14 protein-coding genes are annotated in these 18835 nt (G+C 39.7%); all 14 read left to right on the top strand.

Annotated features, from left to right (window positions below):
- The first annotated feature begins 137 nt into the window (after nt 1-137).
- The 14 genes from G586_RS25295 to radC all read left to right on the top strand — a co-directional run bounded on the left by G586_RS25295 (nt 138) and on the right by radC (nt 18830).
- Entirely contained in the window at nt 138-2138 is a 2001-nt protein-coding gene (locus G586_RS25295; protein ID WP_051204917.1) for an ATP-binding protein, read from the top strand.
- Between the two features lie 15 nt (nt 2139-2153).
- Nucleotides 2154-3206: a response regulator gene (locus G586_RS0118650; RefSeq protein ID WP_026528927.1), complete on the top strand. Its 1053-nt coding sequence runs from the start codon at nt 2154-2156 to the stop codon at nt 3204-3206.
- A gap of 23 nt (nt 3207-3229) precedes the next feature.
- Nucleotides 3230-3973 (top strand): response regulator, encoded by a 744-nt coding sequence (locus tag G586_RS0118645; protein ID WP_026528926.1) that lies wholly within the window; start codon nt 3230-3232, stop codon nt 3971-3973.
- 117 nt (nt 3974-4090) lie between these two features.
- Nucleotides 4091-4876 carry a DUF6033 family protein gene (locus tag G586_RS23855; protein ID WP_051204916.1) on the top strand — a complete coding sequence of 262 codons (786 nt, stop codon included), beginning with the start codon at nt 4091-4093 and terminating at the stop codon, nt 4874-4876.
- Nucleotides 4877-4888: 12 nt separating this feature from the next.
- A complete protein-coding gene (locus G586_RS0118635; RefSeq protein WP_051204915.1) occupies nt 4889-5236 on the top strand; it encodes a DUF1292 domain-containing protein in 348 nt (115 codons plus the stop codon).
- Nucleotides 5237-5396: 160 nt separating this feature from the next.
- Nucleotides 5397-7364, top strand: a complete 1968-nt coding sequence (locus tag G586_RS25290) for a hypothetical protein (protein WP_051204914.1) — start codon at nt 5397-5399, stop codon at nt 7362-7364.
- A gap of 2 nt (nt 7365-7366) precedes the next feature.
- A complete protein-coding gene (locus G586_RS23845) occupies nt 7367-7984 on the top strand; it encodes a DUF5662 family protein (RefSeq protein WP_242832059.1) in 618 nt (205 codons plus the stop codon).
- Nucleotides 7981-9249, top strand: coding sequence for a peptidase T (pepT, locus tag G586_RS0118620; RefSeq protein ID WP_242832058.1), 1269 nt, complete (start codon nt 7981-7983; stop codon nt 9247-9249). The genes G586_RS23845 and pepT overlap by 4 nt, the downstream gene beginning before the upstream one ends.
- A gap of 103 nt (nt 9250-9352) precedes the next feature.
- Nucleotides 9353-10798: a tRNA (N6-isopentenyl adenosine(37)-C2)-methylthiotransferase MiaB gene (miaB, locus tag G586_RS0118615; RefSeq protein WP_026528923.1), complete on the top strand. Its 1446-nt coding sequence runs from the start codon at nt 9353-9355 to the stop codon at nt 10796-10798.
- 95 nt (nt 10799-10893) lie between these two features.
- On the top strand, nt 10894-13536 hold the full coding sequence (mutS, locus tag G586_RS0118610; RefSeq protein ID WP_035773611.1) for a DNA mismatch repair protein MutS: 2643 nt from the start codon (nt 10894-10896) through the stop codon (nt 13534-13536).
- Nucleotides 13537-13539: 3 nt separating this feature from the next.
- A complete protein-coding gene (mutL, locus tag G586_RS0118605) occupies nt 13540-15540 on the top strand; it encodes a DNA mismatch repair endonuclease MutL (protein WP_026528921.1) in 2001 nt (666 codons plus the stop codon).
- Nucleotides 15541-15771: 231 nt separating this feature from the next.
- Nucleotides 15772-16725 (top strand): tRNA (adenosine(37)-N6)-dimethylallyltransferase MiaA, encoded by a 954-nt coding sequence (gene miaA / locus G586_RS0118595; RefSeq protein ID WP_026528920.1) that lies wholly within the window; start codon nt 15772-15774, stop codon nt 16723-16725.
- 11 nt (nt 16726-16736) lie between these two features.
- The gene (locus tag G586_RS0118590) at nt 16737-18002 is read left to right on the top strand and encodes a methionine gamma-lyase family protein (protein WP_242832057.1); all 1266 of its coding nucleotides are present in this window, start codon (nt 16737-16739) and stop codon (nt 18000-18002) included.
- Nucleotides 18003-18116: 114 nt separating this feature from the next.
- Complete coding sequence (radC, locus tag G586_RS0118585) at nt 18117-18830, top strand: RadC family protein (RefSeq protein WP_026528918.1); 714 nt, start codon at nt 18117-18119, stop codon at nt 18828-18830.
- Nucleotides 18831-18835: the final 5 nt, after the last annotated feature.

Below are 18835 nucleotides of genomic sequence, written 5' to 3'. Positions count from 1 at the left end.
ACTTCAAGGGCATTTTTTTCTTATAGTTTTTTAATAAGTCATATTATTGTTATCGAATTACGTTAATGATATTATGAAAAAAAGTAGTTATATCTGATAGTATGTGAACTTGGCCATTACATGGAGGTGTCTTTCCGATGCTAAGAGAGACCCTTGCAGAGTTTAGAAATGAAGAAGATAAATATTTTGAAGTCTGCGAAAAAAGAATAATTAAAATGAATATGGCGGTTCAACGTAAGATGTCTATTACGCTTGTAGGCATCTATTTAGTGATGCTTATCACGGCAAAGATATTACTTACCGGATTCAGAATTCATGGGTCCTACTATTTTTGTTTTGCGGTAATTTTTCTCTTCTTTGCCGCAAATCAATATTTGAATGGCAGACCGGTAAGCATGAAAATTTGCAGAACTGAGTCGATTTTCTTTTATGGTTTATTGTATATTTCTTTAATTATTATTGATATTTTGCCCTATAAGAATCAGCCTGCAGGACTATTCCCTTTTTTTCTGATAATGTTTTCGGTCATTTATATAGACAGGCTGCGGTTCTATGTTATTTTTGATTCGATTCTTTGTATTGGATTTACTGTATTTTGCTATTTGTGGAAAAGCCATGTTTTCTTTTCGCGAGATGTGTTTTCGATAATATCGTCAGTTTTTGTTTCAGCTATTTGTACCATCATTCTTGTTAACCTGAGAATAAAGGAAGCTCTAAACAATGCAAGACTTGAAGAGTTACGTAATAAAGCTGCTGAGGCTGAAGCAAATGCAATAGCGGCAAATGCAGCAAAATCTCAGTTTTTATCGCAGATGTCTCACGAGATCAGAACACCTATTAATGCCATTATTGGTATGAATGAGCTGATACTTAGGGAATATGATGATTCTGCGCTGAGAAAATATGCACATAGTATTAAAAACGCCAGTAATACACTACTTGCACTTATAAATGATGTTCTTGATTTCTCGAAGATAGAAGCCGGAAAAATGGAACTTTACAATGTTGATTATGACCTTGCAGATGTTATATCAGAGCTGGTCAATATGGTCGAAGATCGCGCCAAGAATAAAGGACTTGAGTTTAATACAATCGTAAATAGTCAGATACCTCACCTTCTTCATGGCGATAATGTAAGGCTAAAACAGGTAATTTTAAATATCTTAACCAATGCGGTTAAATATACAGAACATGGATCCATCCATTTTAATGTTGATTTTATTAATGATGGAAAATTTGATAAAGAAAATAGTATAGGCTTAAAGATTTCTGTTTCAGACACAGGTATTGGAATACGTGATGAGGACATGCAGAGGCTTTTCGATCCCTTTGAAAGACTAGAAGAGGTGAGAAACAGAAATATTGAAGGCTCCGGACTTGGCATGAGCATTGTCCAAAAATTCTTAAAGCTAATGGAATCCGAGCTTTATGTAAAAAGTGAATATGGCAAAGGATCAACCTTTTCGTTTGTAGTAAGACAGCAGGTAAGACACTGGGAGCCAATAGGTGATTTCAAGGTTGCATATGACAGGCTGATAGAGGATGACGCAAATTACAGGGAACTTTTTACTGCACCGGATGTAAACCTTCTGGTGGTGGATGACAACGAAATCAATCTTGTAGTTACAAAGAATCTGCTTAAGGATACTCAGCTTAATATTGATACAGCTTTAAGCGGTAAGGAAGGCTTAAAACTCACGCTTGATAAAAAATATGACATTATACTGATCGACCATAGGATGCCTGATATGGATGGCATGGAGATGCTTTGGCGACTCAGAAGTGATGAGAATAATATCAATAAAGAAACGACGACTATAGCGCTTACGGCTAATGCTTTTGCAGGTGCGAGAGAAGTATATCGCAAATCCGGCTTTCAGGACTATCTCGCAAAACCCATTATTGGCGATGCTCTGGAAAAAATGCTGTTAGAGTATCTTCCTGAGGACAAGATACAAAAGCGAGAAGAAACTTTAAAGAAGAAAATCGTTCCTCACAAGGCTGTTAAGCATAGCGACCCGGCTCGTACAGAGGAGAAGACTTCTGATATAAGCGAAGTTCGTGAAGAGTACTTTGAGGACAAAGAATTGTATGATGCAATAGGTGTTATGATGGAGCGCGCAAAGATACAGAAGTAAAGTTTGGAGGTTCATGTGGACGCAAAGGTTTTGATTGTAGATGATTCTGAACTTGATAGATTTTTTATAAGAAAGCTTCTTGAGTATCTTGGAGTTGATTCGGATGAAGCTGAGGGCGGCAGGGAATGTCTTAAGGCAGTAAGAAATAATGAGTATGCACTGATTCTTATGGATTATCTGATGCCGTCGATGAATGGAATCCAGACTCTCACACAGATTCGCGGAGGTGTCGACAACAGAAACGAGTCCACGCCTATTGTGGCACTGGTTTCACCGGATGAACCAAGTGAAGGTAATATGTGCCTGGAAGCGGGATTTTCAAATTACCTTGATAAACCGGTTGATTTTAAACAGCTAATGGCCGTACTCATAATGTACCTTCCGGATGCGGTAAGAGGAGATCTTAAGATTCCTGCAACAGGAAAGAAGGAAGTTGTTATTAATGAGCCCGAACCTGAGGAGAAATCACAAGGTAGTGGTGAGAATGAAATCATAAGCGCTATTTCACAGATACCGGAGATTGACTATAAAAAAGGAATTTCACTTTGCGGTTCTGAAGAGGGATATATTACCGCAGTAGGAATTTTCTATAACTCGATAGATGTAAAGGCTGAAGAAATTGAGAATTTCTTCAATAATGAAGACTATAAGAATTATACGATTAAAGTTCATGCTCTTAAAAGCTCCGCTAATATCATAGGTGCTTTAGATCTTTGGTCAGATGCGAAGGACCTTGAGGATGCGGGAAACAATAATGATATTGAAAAAATAAAAAATAACACGCCAAAGCTTTTATCAGACTACAGATCCTTTAAGAATAAACTATCATTTATGTCAACTGACACAGATGAGGAAAAACCGCCTGTAGATGCGGGAGCATTGAATGATGCTTATGCAGCGCTTTCGGAATTCATAGATGCAATGGATTTTGATCTGGCGGATATGGTCATTAAATCCATGAAGGAGTTCAAGCTACCGGATAATGACCAGAGAATTTTTACTGAAATGGAAAAATTACTTACGGGTCTTAATTGGGATGACATGAGGAAACTATTAAACGAGAAGTAGGTTTTCGATTTTCGGAGAATGCTATGGCTAAGAATGTAACGATCATAAGTTCAAATGAAACCTTCATGGTAAAGGGGCTTATAATGAAGCTTAAGGATATTGGCGTTGAAGCGACCTTTTCCTCTGATAAGGTTGAAGATCTTCAAAAGCATGAAGAGAATGCCAATATTTTCATCTATTATCTTGATGAAATTGTACCAAAATCCTTGATTTATCTTAAGGATCTCTGTCTTGAAACCCATAGACAGGTCATTTTCATCAGTAATCCTTTGGAGTATGAAGAGGCGCTACAGTACCTTCCTGAATCCCATGTTCAGAACTTTTTTGAGAGACCGCTCCAGATGGATGTTTTCATTGAAACCATGGATAAGTTCTTCATGGATGAAATGATGGAATCTCATAAGAAAAGTATTTTGATTGTAGATGATGATGTAACCTACATGAGAACCATAAGGGACTGGCTTAAGGATTCTTATAGAGTATCAATGGCTAATTCCGGTATTCAGGCAATTACCTGGCTTGCCAAGAACAAGGCTGATTTGATACTTCTTGATTATGAGATGCCTGTAACTCCGGGGCCTAAGGTTCTTGAAATGTTTAAGAGTGATATGAGTATAAAAGAAATACCCGTTATGTTCCTTACTGCAAAGGGAGATAAAGCGAGTATAGTGAGGGTCCTTGCACTAAAACCTGCTGATTACATTTTAAAGACAATAGATAAAGTATCATTACATGCGAAGATTGATAATTTCTTTAGAATGAAATAATTTTTTTTCAAAGTACTGTTAAGTATTAAGTGGAATCGTCCGATAAAAATATTGGAGTAGTATATCCATCAAAGTGACACGGAAGTCACTGATTTAACAGGCAAAGGAGGGTTTCATATGAGTATGGTAGGTGGCATTGGTTCGAATATAGCGAACCAGTTAAGTGCTTATAAGCCAGCAAAACATGATGTCGAGAAAACGGACAAAGCAAAAAAGCCGGATTCTCCTATTGGTGTGCAGAAAAACAAGGCTGCTTCTGAAACTCATATTCAGGAAGGCGTTGAATTATCTGATGGCGCTAAAAAACTTTTGGACGAACTTAAAGAAAAGTATGGCAATATGGACTTTTTTGTGTCAAACTATTCTTCAGATGAAGAAGCGGAGAGCATTATGGCCCGTGGCACAAAAGAGTACAGCGTACTTATTGAGCCTGAGATCTTAGAGCAGATGGCTGCTGACGAAGATGTTAAGAACAAGTATATGAACATCATCGATGAATCAACAGGAAAGCTCGATGAGATCAAGGAACAGTTAGAAGAGTCCGGACAGAAGGTAGAATCTCTCGGTATGAAGATCGATGCTGAAGGAACTGTGAAGTTCTTCGCAAAGATCAAGGAGCAGAACGAAAAATATCAGAAGCAGGTTGCTGATGAGAAGGAAGCTGCTAAGGCTGAGGAAGCAAAAGCAGAGAAGCGTAAGGAGCGGGAGGAAGCTATGGAGAAGCTTCGTGAGGGACCGGGAACCAATCCTTACGGCAAAAAGGAACCTCCCTATGAGAAGGTTACTACTGTTTATGCTGATTCCGTAGATGAGCTATTAGACAAAATTAAAAATGTGGACTGGAGTCAGATTGAAGCCACACCTGTAAAGGGATTTGGTCACAAGATTGATTTCACGGTCTAAACGGAGGTGTATATGATCTTTTCAGAGATCGCAACAGAGTTTAACACAAAGATTCAGAATGACGAGCAGATTACAGTTGATCTTGAACTTGATGACGGAAAAACCGTCACATGTGCAGTTCTTATCGTACTTACCGTAAATGAAAAGGATTACATTGTTCTTCTTCCGCTTGATGAACATGGACAGAATAACGACGGCAATGTTTGGTTCTACAGATTTATTCAAAAGTCCAAGGATGCAGAGCCGGATCTTGAATTTATCGAGGATGATGACGAATATGAAGCTGTAGCAGACGCATTTGACGAGTATCTCGATGATGTGGAATTTGATGAGCTTATTGATGCTGATCCCGAGGATTGAAAAGATCATAACGAGATTGTTTTAAAATACGAGGCAGTATGGAATTTTTCCATGCTGCCTTTTTATGTTTATGTTAACTATAGTGCGTTAAAATCATTACCTTACATTAAAAACATAAATTGTGGTACAATATAGAGTCGTATAGTGAAAAGGAAGAATGATGAAAAACAATCTGAAACTGGCTATCTCTCAGCCTTATCCAATGGGAGTGACAAGAACTTCAAAGGGTATCCGCGTATGTGAAGCATATAAAGGCAAAAAGGACTGCGGCATTATTTTATACAAAAAGGGTGATAAGAAGGGAACAAAGATCATCTTTTCGGAAAATAACCGCTACGGAAAGGTCTTTAGTGCTGAAATCGTTGGTGAGACTAATGAATTTACAGGCTATTTGCTCTATGAGAATGGCCTTGTTTTTGCTGACCCTTATGCGAGATTTATCGAGGGAATGGATAAATGGGGCAAAAATGTAAAGTCTGAGGAACTTAGATGCAGACTTGATGAGATAGAATATGACTGGGGCCAGGATAAAGCTCCTCATACAAAATATGAAGATTCCTTTGTGTACACTCTTCATGTCAGAGGTTATACTAAAAGCCCCACAAGCGGACTTGAACTCAAAAAAAGAGGTACCTATAAAGGACTTATTGATAAAATTCCTTATATTAAAAGTCTTGGTGTGACAGCTGTTGAGCTTATGCCTACATATGAAATGAATGTTCTGGATATTCCGAAAACAAGCAATGTAGTAAGCTCAGGCAATATGCCGGAGGGTTCATTTTTAAACGACAACAGAACCAGCGGTAATATCGTGGTTTCTGAGAATGGATCGATCAAGAACAGCAATTCAATTCGGCGTAAGATAAACTTTTGGGGATATAAGGAAGGTTATTACTTTGCACCCAGAACTGCATATGCCATGGATTCACAAAATGCTGACCTTGAGTTCAAGGATATGGTAAAGGCTATGCATAAAAATGGCATAGAGGTCATCATGCAGTTTTATTTTGCGGATAATGCCACTGAGAATCTGGTATGCGGAGCGGTAAGACACTGGGTGTTCAATTACCATATTGACGGAGTTCATTTAAAGGGAAGCTTTGCTGCACCGGATATGATTTCCAAAGATCCGGCACTTTCAGATATAAAGATTTGGCATTATGGCTTTGATTATGGCCGCCTCTATGAAGGCAGGAATCCTCTTGTTCGCACACTTGGTGAATTCAGACCCGATTTCATGTACGCATCAAGGCGCTTCTTAAAGGGCGATGACAATGCAATAGGCGATTTTATAAGAGTAATGCTAAATAACAGTCCCGATGCGGGATGTATCAATTATATTTGTGATTATGAGGGTCTGAGGCTTGCTGATCTTGTTTCTTATGAGCATAAGAGAAATGAGACGAATGGTGAGAATAACAGCGATGGAACTGATAATAACCTGAGCTGGAACTGTGGTGTTGAAGGCAAGACAAGAAAAACGGCTATACTTAATCTTCGTGCAAAGCAGATAAGGAATGCTTTGACAATGCTTATGTTCTCACAGGGAACACCGATGATATTCGGTGGTGATGAATTTGGCAATTCACAGGATGGCAACAATAATCCTTATTGTCAGGATAATGCTACAGGCTGGATAGACTGGAGTCAGGCTGATAAGGGCAATAATTCAAGTATTGCCGATTACCTTAAGTTCCTGGTGCGCCTTAGATTCAAGTATAAAATACTTCACGAATCCAAAGCCTTTAAACTTATGGATTATAAAGCCTGCGGATATCCTGATCTTTCATATCATGGAATTGAAGCCTGGAGACCTGATCTTTCCAACTACAGCCACAGCATAGGTATGCTTTATTGCGGCTTGTATGAGAAGGCTGATAAGGAGCAGGATTTCTTCTACGTAGCTTATAACATGCATTGGAATCCTGTTACATTTGCGCTTCCAAAGCTCCCGGAAGGCATGACCTGGCATGTGCTTGGTGATACAGAGGAAGCGACTGACTCTCTCAGGATGCGCTCTATTAAGGATCAGACTAAGATTGAATGCGCCGAGAGATCTGTCAAAATTCTTATCGGTGTAGGAAAACCTGTTAAAAAGACTGCAAAAAAATCTAATAAAGCGAAATAAACATGAAGAACACTGATAGAATTACTCTTAAAGGTGTCATAATGCATTTTAAGACTATAACAAGGCACAGACACCTCGTTATGAAAAATTGTTTTAAAATGGGTTTGTATTTTCAGGGGCTCACTCATGACCTTTCGAAATACTCACCCTCTGAATTTTGGAATGGTGCCAGATACTATCAGGGTACCAGATCTCCTAATACCCGGGAACGAGAGCTTTTCGGGTATTCCAGAACATGGCTCCATCATAAGGGGAGAAACAAGCATCATTTTGAGTATTGGATTGATTTTTATAAAATGGGCGATGGGGAAAATCATGGTATTGTTCCCTGCAGGATGCCCGATAAATATGTTGCTGAAATGATTGCGGACAGAGTTGCTGCCTGCATAAATTATAGAGGCTCTGAATATGATTCCTGGGATTCCTGGAATTATTATCAGAAAGAAAAGGTGGTTTCCAAGTATCTGGTTCACAAAGATACACTGAATAAGCTTGAGTTTTTCCTGAAAATGATCGGTGAGCAGGGAGAAGCCGCTACATTTAAATATATAAGAGAAATTTTCCTAAAAGGCAAAGATAAAGGTCGATGGGAAAGAGAACTAGAGGAGAGTTTGAATTGAGCAGTATTAAAGAACTTATCAAAAACAAACCTGAAGACCTCATAGAGAGGTTTATCAGATATACGAAAATCGATACACAGTCCGATGAGCATACAAATGCGCATCCTTCAACGCCCGGACAACATGATCTTGCGAAGCTTTTATATAAAGAACTTACTGAATTAGGTGCTTCTGACGTTTATTACGATCAGAAGTATTGCTATGTTTACGCCACAATTCCGGCAACTAACGGTGACAAGAAGGCTCCGGTAATTGGATTCATCTCACATATGGATACCTCTGATGCTGTGAGCGGAAAAGATGTAAAAGCACGAATTGTCTCAAATTATGACGGAGAGGATATCAAACTTTCTGATGATGGAAAGTATGTCCTTTCCCCAAAAGATTTTCCTGTTCTCACTGAGAAAAAGGGTGAAGATCTTATTGTGACAGATGGTAATACTCTTTTAGGAGCAGATGATAAGGCAGGTGTAGCCGAAATTATGACACTGGCAGAGACCTTCCTTAAAAATCCTGAAATTCCTCACGGAGAGATAAAGATTGCATTTACTCCCGATGAAGAAATTGGTGAGGGTACCGATAATTTCGACATTGAGAGATTCGGAGCTCAGTATGCCTTCACAGTTGACGGTGGAGCTCTTGGCGAACTTGAATATGAGAACTTTAACGCCGCTGAAGTTGAACTGATCATTAATGGTAGAAGCGTTCATCCCGGTGATGCCAAGAACAGAATGATTAACGCTACATTAATTGCTTATGAATTTCAGTCAATGCTGCCGGCCTTTCAGAATCCTATGTATACTGAGGGACGCGAAGGCTTTTTCCATCTGACAATGATGAAGGGAACCTGTGAAAAGGCCGTAGTTTACTACATTGTCCGTGATCATGATATGGATAAATTCACAAAGAAAAAAGAACTCGTAAAGAGTATCGTTGATTTCCTCAATAAGAAATACGGTGAGGGTACTGTTGAGCTAACAATGGAAGATTCTTACTACAACATGATAGAGAAGATAAGACCTCACATGCATCTTGTAGACAATGCAAAAAAGGCCATGGAGAGTCTTGATATCACACCTATTGATGTTCCGATAAGAGGCGGCACCGATGGGGCAATGCTTTCCTATAAGGGACTTCCCTGCCCGAACCTTTGCACAGGCGGCTACAATTATCATGGGCGCTATGAGTTCGCAGTAATTAGCGAAATGAGAAAGACAGTTGAGATTTTGCTTGAAATCTGTAAGATTTACAGTGATTTTGAATAAATGTGGATTATGGCCTTAAATAAAAGCCTTCCCCCTTTTAAGGGGGAAGGTGTCAGCGAAGCTGACGGATGAGGGTTTTATTAAAAGATATGGAGAAAAAGATTTGAGTAACGAAAATTCCCTACTTCACTCCGACGCAGCATCAAATGCCGGAGAGGAAACAAAAAGACAGTTTGAATATATGGAAAAGGTTAAGCAGAAGGTTGATGAGCTTTCAAAAGAGCTTGGAAGAAAGCCTACTGCTTGTGTTGTGACCTTTGGCTGCCAAATGAATGCAAGAGATTCCGAGAAGCTTATTGGCGTTCTTACTAAGGTTGGCTATGAGCAGGTTGAATCTGAGGATGCGGATTTTGTAATTTATAATACCTGTACAGTTCGTGATAATGCCGATCAGAGAGTATTCGGGAGACTCGGATATGTTGGCGGAATCAAGAAGAAAAAGCCTTGGATGAAAATTGCCTTATGCGGCTGTATGATGCAGGAGCAGGGCGCTATTGAGAAAATTCAAAAGAGCTACAGACATGTTGATCTGATATTCGGAACTCACAATATCTTTAAATTTGCTGAGCTCCTTTATACGATGTTCGAATCCGATAGAATGATCATTGATATCTGGAAGGATACAGACCAGATAGTTGAGGATCTGCCTATTGTAAGAAAATATAAATTCAAGTCAGGCATCAATATTATGTTTGGCTGCAATAATTTCTGTACCTACTGCATAGTTCCATATGTAAGAGGAAGAGAAAGATCAAGGAACCCCAAAGATATCATTCGCGAGATCGAGTACCTTGCTTCTGACGGAGTAAAGGAAATCATGCTGCTTGGACAGAATGTCAACTCATACGGAAGAGGCCTTCCCGAGAGTGAGCAGATGAGCTTTGCTGAGCTTTTGGCTGAGGTATGTAAGGTTGATGGAATTGAGAGAGTTCGCTTTATGACTTCTCATCCTAAGGATTTATCTGATGATCTTATTAAGGTTATAGCTGAGAATGAAAAGGTAGCAAGACATATTCATCTGCCTCTTCAGTCCGGTTCAGATGAAATTCTAAAGAAGATGAACAGACATTATACCAAGGAAAGCTTCCTTACACTCGTTGATAAAATCAAAGCTGCAATTCCTGATGTTTCTATTACAACGGATATCATTGTTGGTTTCCCGGGTGAAGGCGACAGCGATGTTGATGAGACTATTGATGTTGTGAAAAAAGCCGGCTTTGATAATGCATTTACCTTCATCTATTCAAAGAGAACCGGAACACCTGCTGCCGGATGGGAACAGGTACCGGAGTCTGTAAGTAAGCCTAATTTTGACAGGCTTCTTAAGGTTGTTCAGGAGACAGCAAAGGAGCGCGCTGCGCGCTTTACAGGACAGACGCACCGTGTGCTCGTAGAGGAGATAAATGAGCAGGATTCATCTCTGGTTACCGGCCGTATGTCCAATAACACCCTGGTTCATTTCCCGGGTGACGAATCACTTATTGGCGAATTCGTAGATGTTAAACTATCAGAATGCCATGGATTTTACTATACTGGCGAAAAGATATAATTCCCTCATCCGTCAGCTTCGCTGACACCTTCCCCAGAGGGAGGCTTTGAGGAGAGGAGAGAGTTTTGGAAATAGTTTTTGATAAGCTTAGTCCCATGATGCAAAACTACATGAAGACTAAGGAAGAATATAAAGATTGTATTTTGTTTTACAGACTTGGGGATTTCTATGAAATGTTCTTCGATGATGCAAAGGTTGCATCTAAGGAGCTTGAGCTTACCCTTACCGGAAAGGCCTGCGGTCTTGAGGAGCGTGCTCCTATGTGCGGCGTCCCTCATCACGCTGTTGACAGCTATCTCAGTAAGCTTGTAAACAGAGGCTATAAGGTTGCAATCTGCGAGCAGCTTGAGGATCCCAAGGAAGCAAAGGGAATCGTAAAAAGAGATGTTACAAGAGTAGTAACTCCCGGAACAAATCTAAATATGCAGGCACTGGATGAGACAAGAAACAACTATCTCATGTGTGTCTTTTATGCAGATGATAAAAGCGGAATTGCCTTTGCCGATGTGACAACAGGTGATTTTTATCTTACAGAGGTTGATCAGCTAAAGGATATTCTTGATGAGATCCAGAAGTATCAGCCTTCAGAGCTTATATGCAATGACGCATTTTTAGTAAGTGGAGTAGATATTGAGAATCTGAAGGACAGGAATAACCTTGTAGTAAATTCTCTTGATCCCAGATATTTTGATGAAGATGGAAGCAAAAACACCTTAATGAAGCACTTTAAGGTTGGATCGCTTTCAGGCCTTGGTATAACTGATTTTCCTAACGGAGTTCTTGCTGCGGGTGCTGTTCTTAAGTATCTTACCGAGCTTCAAAAGGATGATCTTTCAAATATCATTCATGTTTATCCATATCTTACTAACAAATATATGCTGCTTGATTCCTCTACAAGAAGGAATCTTGAGCTTATTGAAACAATGAGGGATAAGCAGAAAAGAGGAACTCTTCTGTGGGTTCTCGATAAGACAAAGACTGCGATGGGTGCAAGAATGCTACGCAGCTTTGTTGAACAGCCTCTCATTGAAGTAAGCGATATTGTCAGCAGACAAAATGCTGTTGAAGCTCTTCTTAAAAATTCAATCGCAAGAGATGAACTTAGAGAATACCTTGGACCCATTTATGATATGGAGCGTCTTATGGCAAAAATCAATTACCATACCGCTAATCCAAGGGATTTACTTGCTTTTAGAAATTCACTTAAGATGCTACCTGCGATTAAGATAGTTCTGCAGGATCTTAATGGAACAGCTTCTTTAAACGAAGTAAATGAGCAGATCGATGCGCTCCAGGATATTTATGAGCTGATAGATAAAGCTATTATTGAAGAACCGCCGCTTGCTATCAAGGAAGGCGGAATAATTAAGGACGGCTTCGATTCGGATATTGATCATTTCAGGAAGGCCAGCACAGAAGGAAAACAGTGGCTCTCAGATTTGGAATCTAAAGAAAGAGATAAGCTTGAGATAAAGAATCTGAGAATAAAGTACAGTAATGTATTCGGATATTCCTTCGAAGTGACTAATTCCTTTAAGGACAAAGTTCCTGAGTATTTTATCAGAAAGCAGACTCTGACAAATTGTGAGAGATACACAACTCCTGAATTAAAAGAGCTTGAAGATACGATTTTAAATGCACAGGATAAACTCAACAATCTCGAATATGAGATGTTTTGCAAAATAAGGGATTCAATTTCACTTGAGATTGAGAGAATTCAGAAGACTGCAAAGGGAATTGCACTCCTTGATGTATATTGCTCGCTTGCATTTGTCGCTGAGAGGAATCACTATGTAAAGCCTGATCTGAATGATAAGGGAACTCTTAAAATTACAGGCGGAAGACATCCTGTAATTGAGCAGATGCTCGACCGAACAGATCTTTTTATCTCAAATGATACGTTCCTTGATGATAAAAAGCATGCGATTGCCATAATTACAGGTCCTAATATGGCAGGTAAGTCCACGTTCATGAGACAGACGGCTCTGATCGTTTTAATGGCACAGATCGGAAGCTTTGTTCCTGCAGATTCGGCACAAATCGGTGTTGTTGACCGAATTTTCACAAGAGTCGGTGCTTCCGATGATCTTGGAAGCGGACAGAGTACCTTTATGGTAGAGATGAATGAGGTTGCTAATATCCTTAGAAACGCAACATCCAAGTCACTTTTGATTCTTGATGAAATCGGACGTGGAACTTCGACCTATGACGGACTTTCAATAGCATGGGCTGTTATTGAGCATATCAGTAACAGAAAGGTTCTTGGTGCCAGAACTCTTTTTGCCACACATTATCATGAGCTCACTGAGCTTGAAGGAAAAATCGGTAACGTTAACAACTATTGTATAGCTGTTAAGGAAAAGGGTGATGATATAGTTTTCCTTCATAAGATAATAAAAGGCGGTGCAGACAAGAGCTATGGTATTCAGGTTGCTCGTCTTGCAGGAATTCCTGATATGGTAATAGACAGGGCAAAGGCTATTGCCGAAGAGTTATCAGAGAATGACATTACCGAGAAGGTACAGGGAATAGAGATAAATCAGAGAAATGACAGAAAAAATACCGTAAAGCATTATGACACCGTTGATCTGTCACAGATGTCTCTCTTTGATACTGTTAAGGATGAAGATGTTTTAAAAGAATTACAGGAGATCGATATATCAAATCTTACGCCTATGGATGCCTTAAATACGTTATATAAGCTTCAAAATGAGCTTAAAAACAGATGGAAGGGATAAATAATGGCTAAAATTTTCGTGCTAGATCAAAATACCATAGACCAGATTGCCGCAGGTGAAGTTGTTGAGAGACCTTCAAGTGTTGTAAAGGAACTGGTTGAAAATGCAATAGATTCCGGAGCAACATCGATAACCGTAGAAATCCATGACGGTGGAACGACCATGATAAGGGTTACCGACAACGGAAGCGGAATAGATAAAAGTGAGATCAGAAATGCTTTTAAGAGACATGCAACAAGTAAGCTTATGAGTATTGATGATATATACAGATTAAAATCACTGGGCTTTAGAGGAGAAGCTCTTTCAAGTATTGCTGCGGTTTCACAGACTGAGCTTATTACAAAGACAGCTGATGAACTCATTGGAACCAGATATGTTGTGAGCGGCGGTACAGAGGAATCTCTTGAAGAAATAGGAGCTCCTACAGGTACAACGATTATTGTAAGAGATCTGTTTTTCAATACGCCCGCCAGGAAAAAGTTCTTAAAGACTCCGCAGACGGAAGGTTCATATGTTGGAGATCTTATGGAACATATGGCGATGGATAATCCATCGGTATCATTTCATTTTATAAATAACAGAGATGATAAGTTTACAACCTCCGGAAATGGTGATCTTAAGGAGCTAATTTACAGGATATTCGGAAGAGATGTTGCTATGTGTCTTGTTCCGATATCGGTTACTGAGGGTGACTATACGATAGAAGGCTATCTTGGAGAGCCTGCGCTTAACAGATCAAACAGAAATTTTGAGAACTTTTTCGTTAATGGCAGATATATCAAGGATAAGATTATTTCCAAGGCTCTTGAAGAGGGCTATAAGGAATATCTTATGCAGCACAAATTTCCATTCTGTGTTGTGCATATAAGAATGCGCTCTGAGCTTGTGGATGTTAATGTTCATCCATCCAAGATGGAAGTCAGATTTAGCAATCAGCCTGCTGTTTACGAGTTTATAAGAAAAAATGTCGCAAAGACACTTCATGAGCACGAGATGATTCCTGAAGTTCTAAGAAACGAGAAGGAAGAAAAGGCTAAAACTAATAAGCCTGTAAGTGTAAATGAATTTGTTGCCAGTGCAATAAAAAATACGTCTATAGCAAATGATGCTGTTAAAAGCAAACAGGATATAGCTGTTAAAATACCTGAACCCTTTGAAAACAGCAGACTTACAGAGGATAAGAAGCTTAAAGAGGATGAGCCTGTTTTTGCTGAAGGAATTTCTCCTGAACCTGTTGTTATAGAGGATAATATGAAGTCCGCTGTATGGACCAGAGTTTTCGGAGATCATACCCCTCCTAAATCCGAGGAGGACGGCAAAGCTGCAGGTCCTATCATAAAGGGCTCGGATGCTATAATCATTGAGAAGGGTATACAGCTTGATCTTTTTGATGAGAAAATACTGACAAAAGATAACAGAAACGAGTACGAGATACTTGGCCAGCTTTTTGATACATATTGGATCATAGCGTTCAAGGATAAGATGTTTATAGTAGATCAGCATGCAGCTCATGAAAAGGTCAACTATGAGAGAATGATTAAGAGATATGAGGAAAAGCAGACAGCTTCCCAGCTGATTCAGCCTCCGATAATCGTTTCTCTTACTACACAGGAAATTGATGTTTTTGAGAAATATCACACTTCCTTTGAAAAGCTTGGCTTTAACATTGAACCCTTTGGTGGTCATGATTATGCCATAAGAGAAGTGCCTGTTGATTTGTACGGATGCGAGAACGAGAAGGAAATGTTCACGGAAATACTTGATGAGCTGGCATTGGATACGAATCTGGACAGAACTCCGGATGTGATCAACTACAAGATTGCAAGCATGGCCTGCAAGGCTTCTGTTAAGGGCAATATGAAATTGTCAAGGATGGAGATGGAAAAGCTGCTTGATGAGCTTTTGACGCTTGATAATCCATATAATTGCCCGCATGGAAGACCTACGATAATTTCTATGAGTAAGTATGAAATAGAGAAGAAGTTTAAGAGAGTGGTAGATTAAAGCCCTCATCCGTCTGCTTCGCAGACACCTTCCCCCAGAGGGGGAAGGCATTAATTTTCTAAAGACTTCCCCTTTGGGGGAAGGCATTAATTTTTTAAAGATTTCCCCTTTGGGGGAAGGCATTAATTTTCTAAAGACTTCCCCTTTGGGGGAAGGCATTAATTTTCCAAAAGCCTTCCCCCCTTTGGGGGGAAGGTGGCACGAAGTGCCGGATGAGGGGTGGAAAAAGAAATGAAAAAATTAGTAATTTTAACCGGTCCGACTGCGGTCGGCAAGACAAAAATCTCAATAGAACTGGCAAAACAGCTAGATGGCGAGATCATATCAGCCGATTCAATGCAGGTCTATAAAGACATGAATATCGGAACCGACAAGATTACAGCTTCTGCTATGCAGGGAGTTCCGCACCATTTAATCGATTTTCTTGATCCTTCCGAGGATTTTAATGTTTTTGAGTTTCAAAGACTTGCCAAGGAAGCAATAGAAGATATCACTTCAAGAGGAAAGCTTCCTATAATTGTAGGCGGCACAGGCTTCTATATTCAATCAGTACTCTATGACATAGATTTTTCAGATAATCATGACAATGAGGAACTGGAAAAATATAAGGCAGAGCTTGAAGAAATGTCGAAAACACCTGAAGGCATACATGAGCTACATGAAATGCTGACAAAGATCGATCCTGAATATGCTGCTGACCTGCATGAGAATAATGTAAAACGAGTTATTAGAGCGCTTTGCTTTTATAAGGAAACCGGAACAAAAATTTCCGAACATAACGAAGATCAGAGAGCGAAGACTTCGCCATATGATTTTTTCTATTTTGTCCTTACTGACGATAGAGAAATTCTTTATGAGAGGATTGAAAAGCGAATAGATAAAATGATGGAAGAGGGGCTTGTTGAAGAAGTGCAGGCTCTTAAGGACAGAAATATCAGTAGAGACGCAACTTCTATGCAGGCTCTGGGATATAGAGAAATTCTCTCATATCTTGATGGTGAAGTTTCGAAGGAGCGCGCAGTTGAACTGTTAAAGCGCAATACCAGACATTTTGCCAAGCGTCAGCTCACATGGTTTCGCAGGGAAAAGGATGTGACATGGGTTGACAAATCTGAGCTATCGCGCGATGATATGAAAATTGCAAATGATTTAGTTAAAAGGATTAAAGACAGATGGAACATATAAATTTAAAGAGTATGTACGAGAGCATGGGCATCCCTTCGGATGTCTATGATTTTTGTGACAAAATCTGGGAAGACTTAAAGCCGAGATTTGAAAAAATAAGAGAGATTTCTGATTTCAATCAGGCAAAGGTTTTAAAGGCCATGCAGGATAACAAGGTATCTGAGGCCTGCCTTCTTGGAACAACGGGCTATGGCTACAATGATATGGGTAGAGATAAGCTTGAGGCAGTTTATGCATCGATTTTTCATACTGAAGATGCACTGGTAAGACCTCAGATAACATGTGGCACACATGCACTGGCTCTTGCGCTTATGAGTAACCTTCGCCCCGGTGATGAATTAATGAGTCCTGTGGGTAAGCCCTATGATACTTTGGAAGAAGTAATTGGAATAAGACCTTCAAAGGGATCACTTGCAGAATATGGAGTGACTTACAGCCAGGTTGATCTTTTGCCTGATGGAGCATTTGATTATGAAGGTATAAAGAATGCAATAAACGAAAGAACCAAGCTCGTTACCATTCAAAGAAGTAAAGGCTATCAGACAAGACCTACACTTTCTGTAGAGAGAATCGGAGAACTTATCAGTTTCATAAAGGGAATTAAGCCCGACATTATCTGCATGGTTGATAACTGCTATGGAGAATTTGTAGAGACTATTGAACCTACTGACGTCGGTGCTGATATGGTAGTTGGTTCACTTATTAAAAATCCAGGCGGCGGACTTGCTCCTATCGGCGGATATATTGCAGGTAAGAAGGAATGTGTTGAAAATGCCGCATACAGGCTTACATCACCCGGACTTGGTAAGGAAGTAGGAGCATCACTTGGAATACTTCCTCAGTTTTATCAGGGACTTTTCCTTGCGCCTAATGTAACTGCCAATGCATTAATGGGAGCCATTTTTGCTGCTAATATATATGAAAAGCTTGGTTTTTCAGTTCTTCCTGATGGCAAAGAGGAGCGATATGACATAATTCAGGCTATTACTTTCGGAAAGCCTGAGCTTCTTACTTCATTTTGTGAAGGGATCCAGGCTGCAGCGCCTGTTGATTCATATGTAACACCTGAACCCTGGGATATGCCTGGATATGATTCACAGGTAATCATGGCTGCCGGCGCATTTGTCTCAGGAAGTTCTATAGAATTGTCGGCAGACGGTCCTTTAAGAGAGCCTTATTCAGTGTATTTTCAGGGCGGACTGACATGGCAGCATGTAAAATACGGCATTATGAAGACTTTAGCTGTTATGTATGAAAAGGGACTTGTGAAAATCTGATGGATTACCATATTTATACCTGCATCTTTGTTGCTAGGTATTCAAATTGTGGTATAATCTTTTGAGGTATGTTTATTTCCATATCATCCGGCCCGAAGAAGCATTGGTGAATTAATGGAGACAAACAAATCAATAATTAAAATGTGCAATGAAGATGGTTTTAAGGATATGCTTCCCTATGAGAGATTCATAGAGAAGGGACCAGAGGCTCTTACTGATTCTGAGCTTCTTGCCATTATAATAAGAACCGGAACTTCAGGACGCACACCAATGGAAATCGGCAGCTATGTGCTTAGCCTGTGTGAAAAATATGGCAAGGGAATATCAGGAATCAGATATCTGACTATGGATGATCTTCTGTCAATTCCCGGTATAGGACAGGTTAAAGCAGTTAAGCTTATGTGCATAGCGGAGATTTCAAACCGGATTTCAAGGAGCAAGGCTAAGAACAGCCTGAACTTCAACGATCCCAGGACTATAGCCGGTTATTACATGGAAAAAATGTGTAACTACAGGCGAGAGCACACTATTGTAGCGTGCTTAAATAATCAGGACAGGCTGATTAATGAATTTGAACTTTCGGTTGGCACGGTGAATTCCGCGCCTCTTTCACCCAGAGAAGTATATTTATATGCTATTAAGAACAACGCAGTTAAGATTGTTCTTTTGCATAATCATCCGGGTGGAGATCCGACACCGTCATCGTCGGATTTACTGCTTACCGAGGAATTAAAAAAAGCGGGTATCCTTCTGGATATTAAGCTTTTGGATCATATAATAATCGGTGATCATAAATATTATAGTTTTACAGAAAATAAAGTTATGTAATTTAG

The organism is Butyrivibrio sp. VCD2006 (genome assembly GCF_000423925.1).
In the GTDB taxonomy this organism is placed as follows: domain Bacteria; phylum Bacillota; class Clostridia; order Lachnospirales; family Lachnospiraceae; genus Butyrivibrio.
This window is presented reverse-complemented; position numbering and strand designations above follow the sequence as displayed.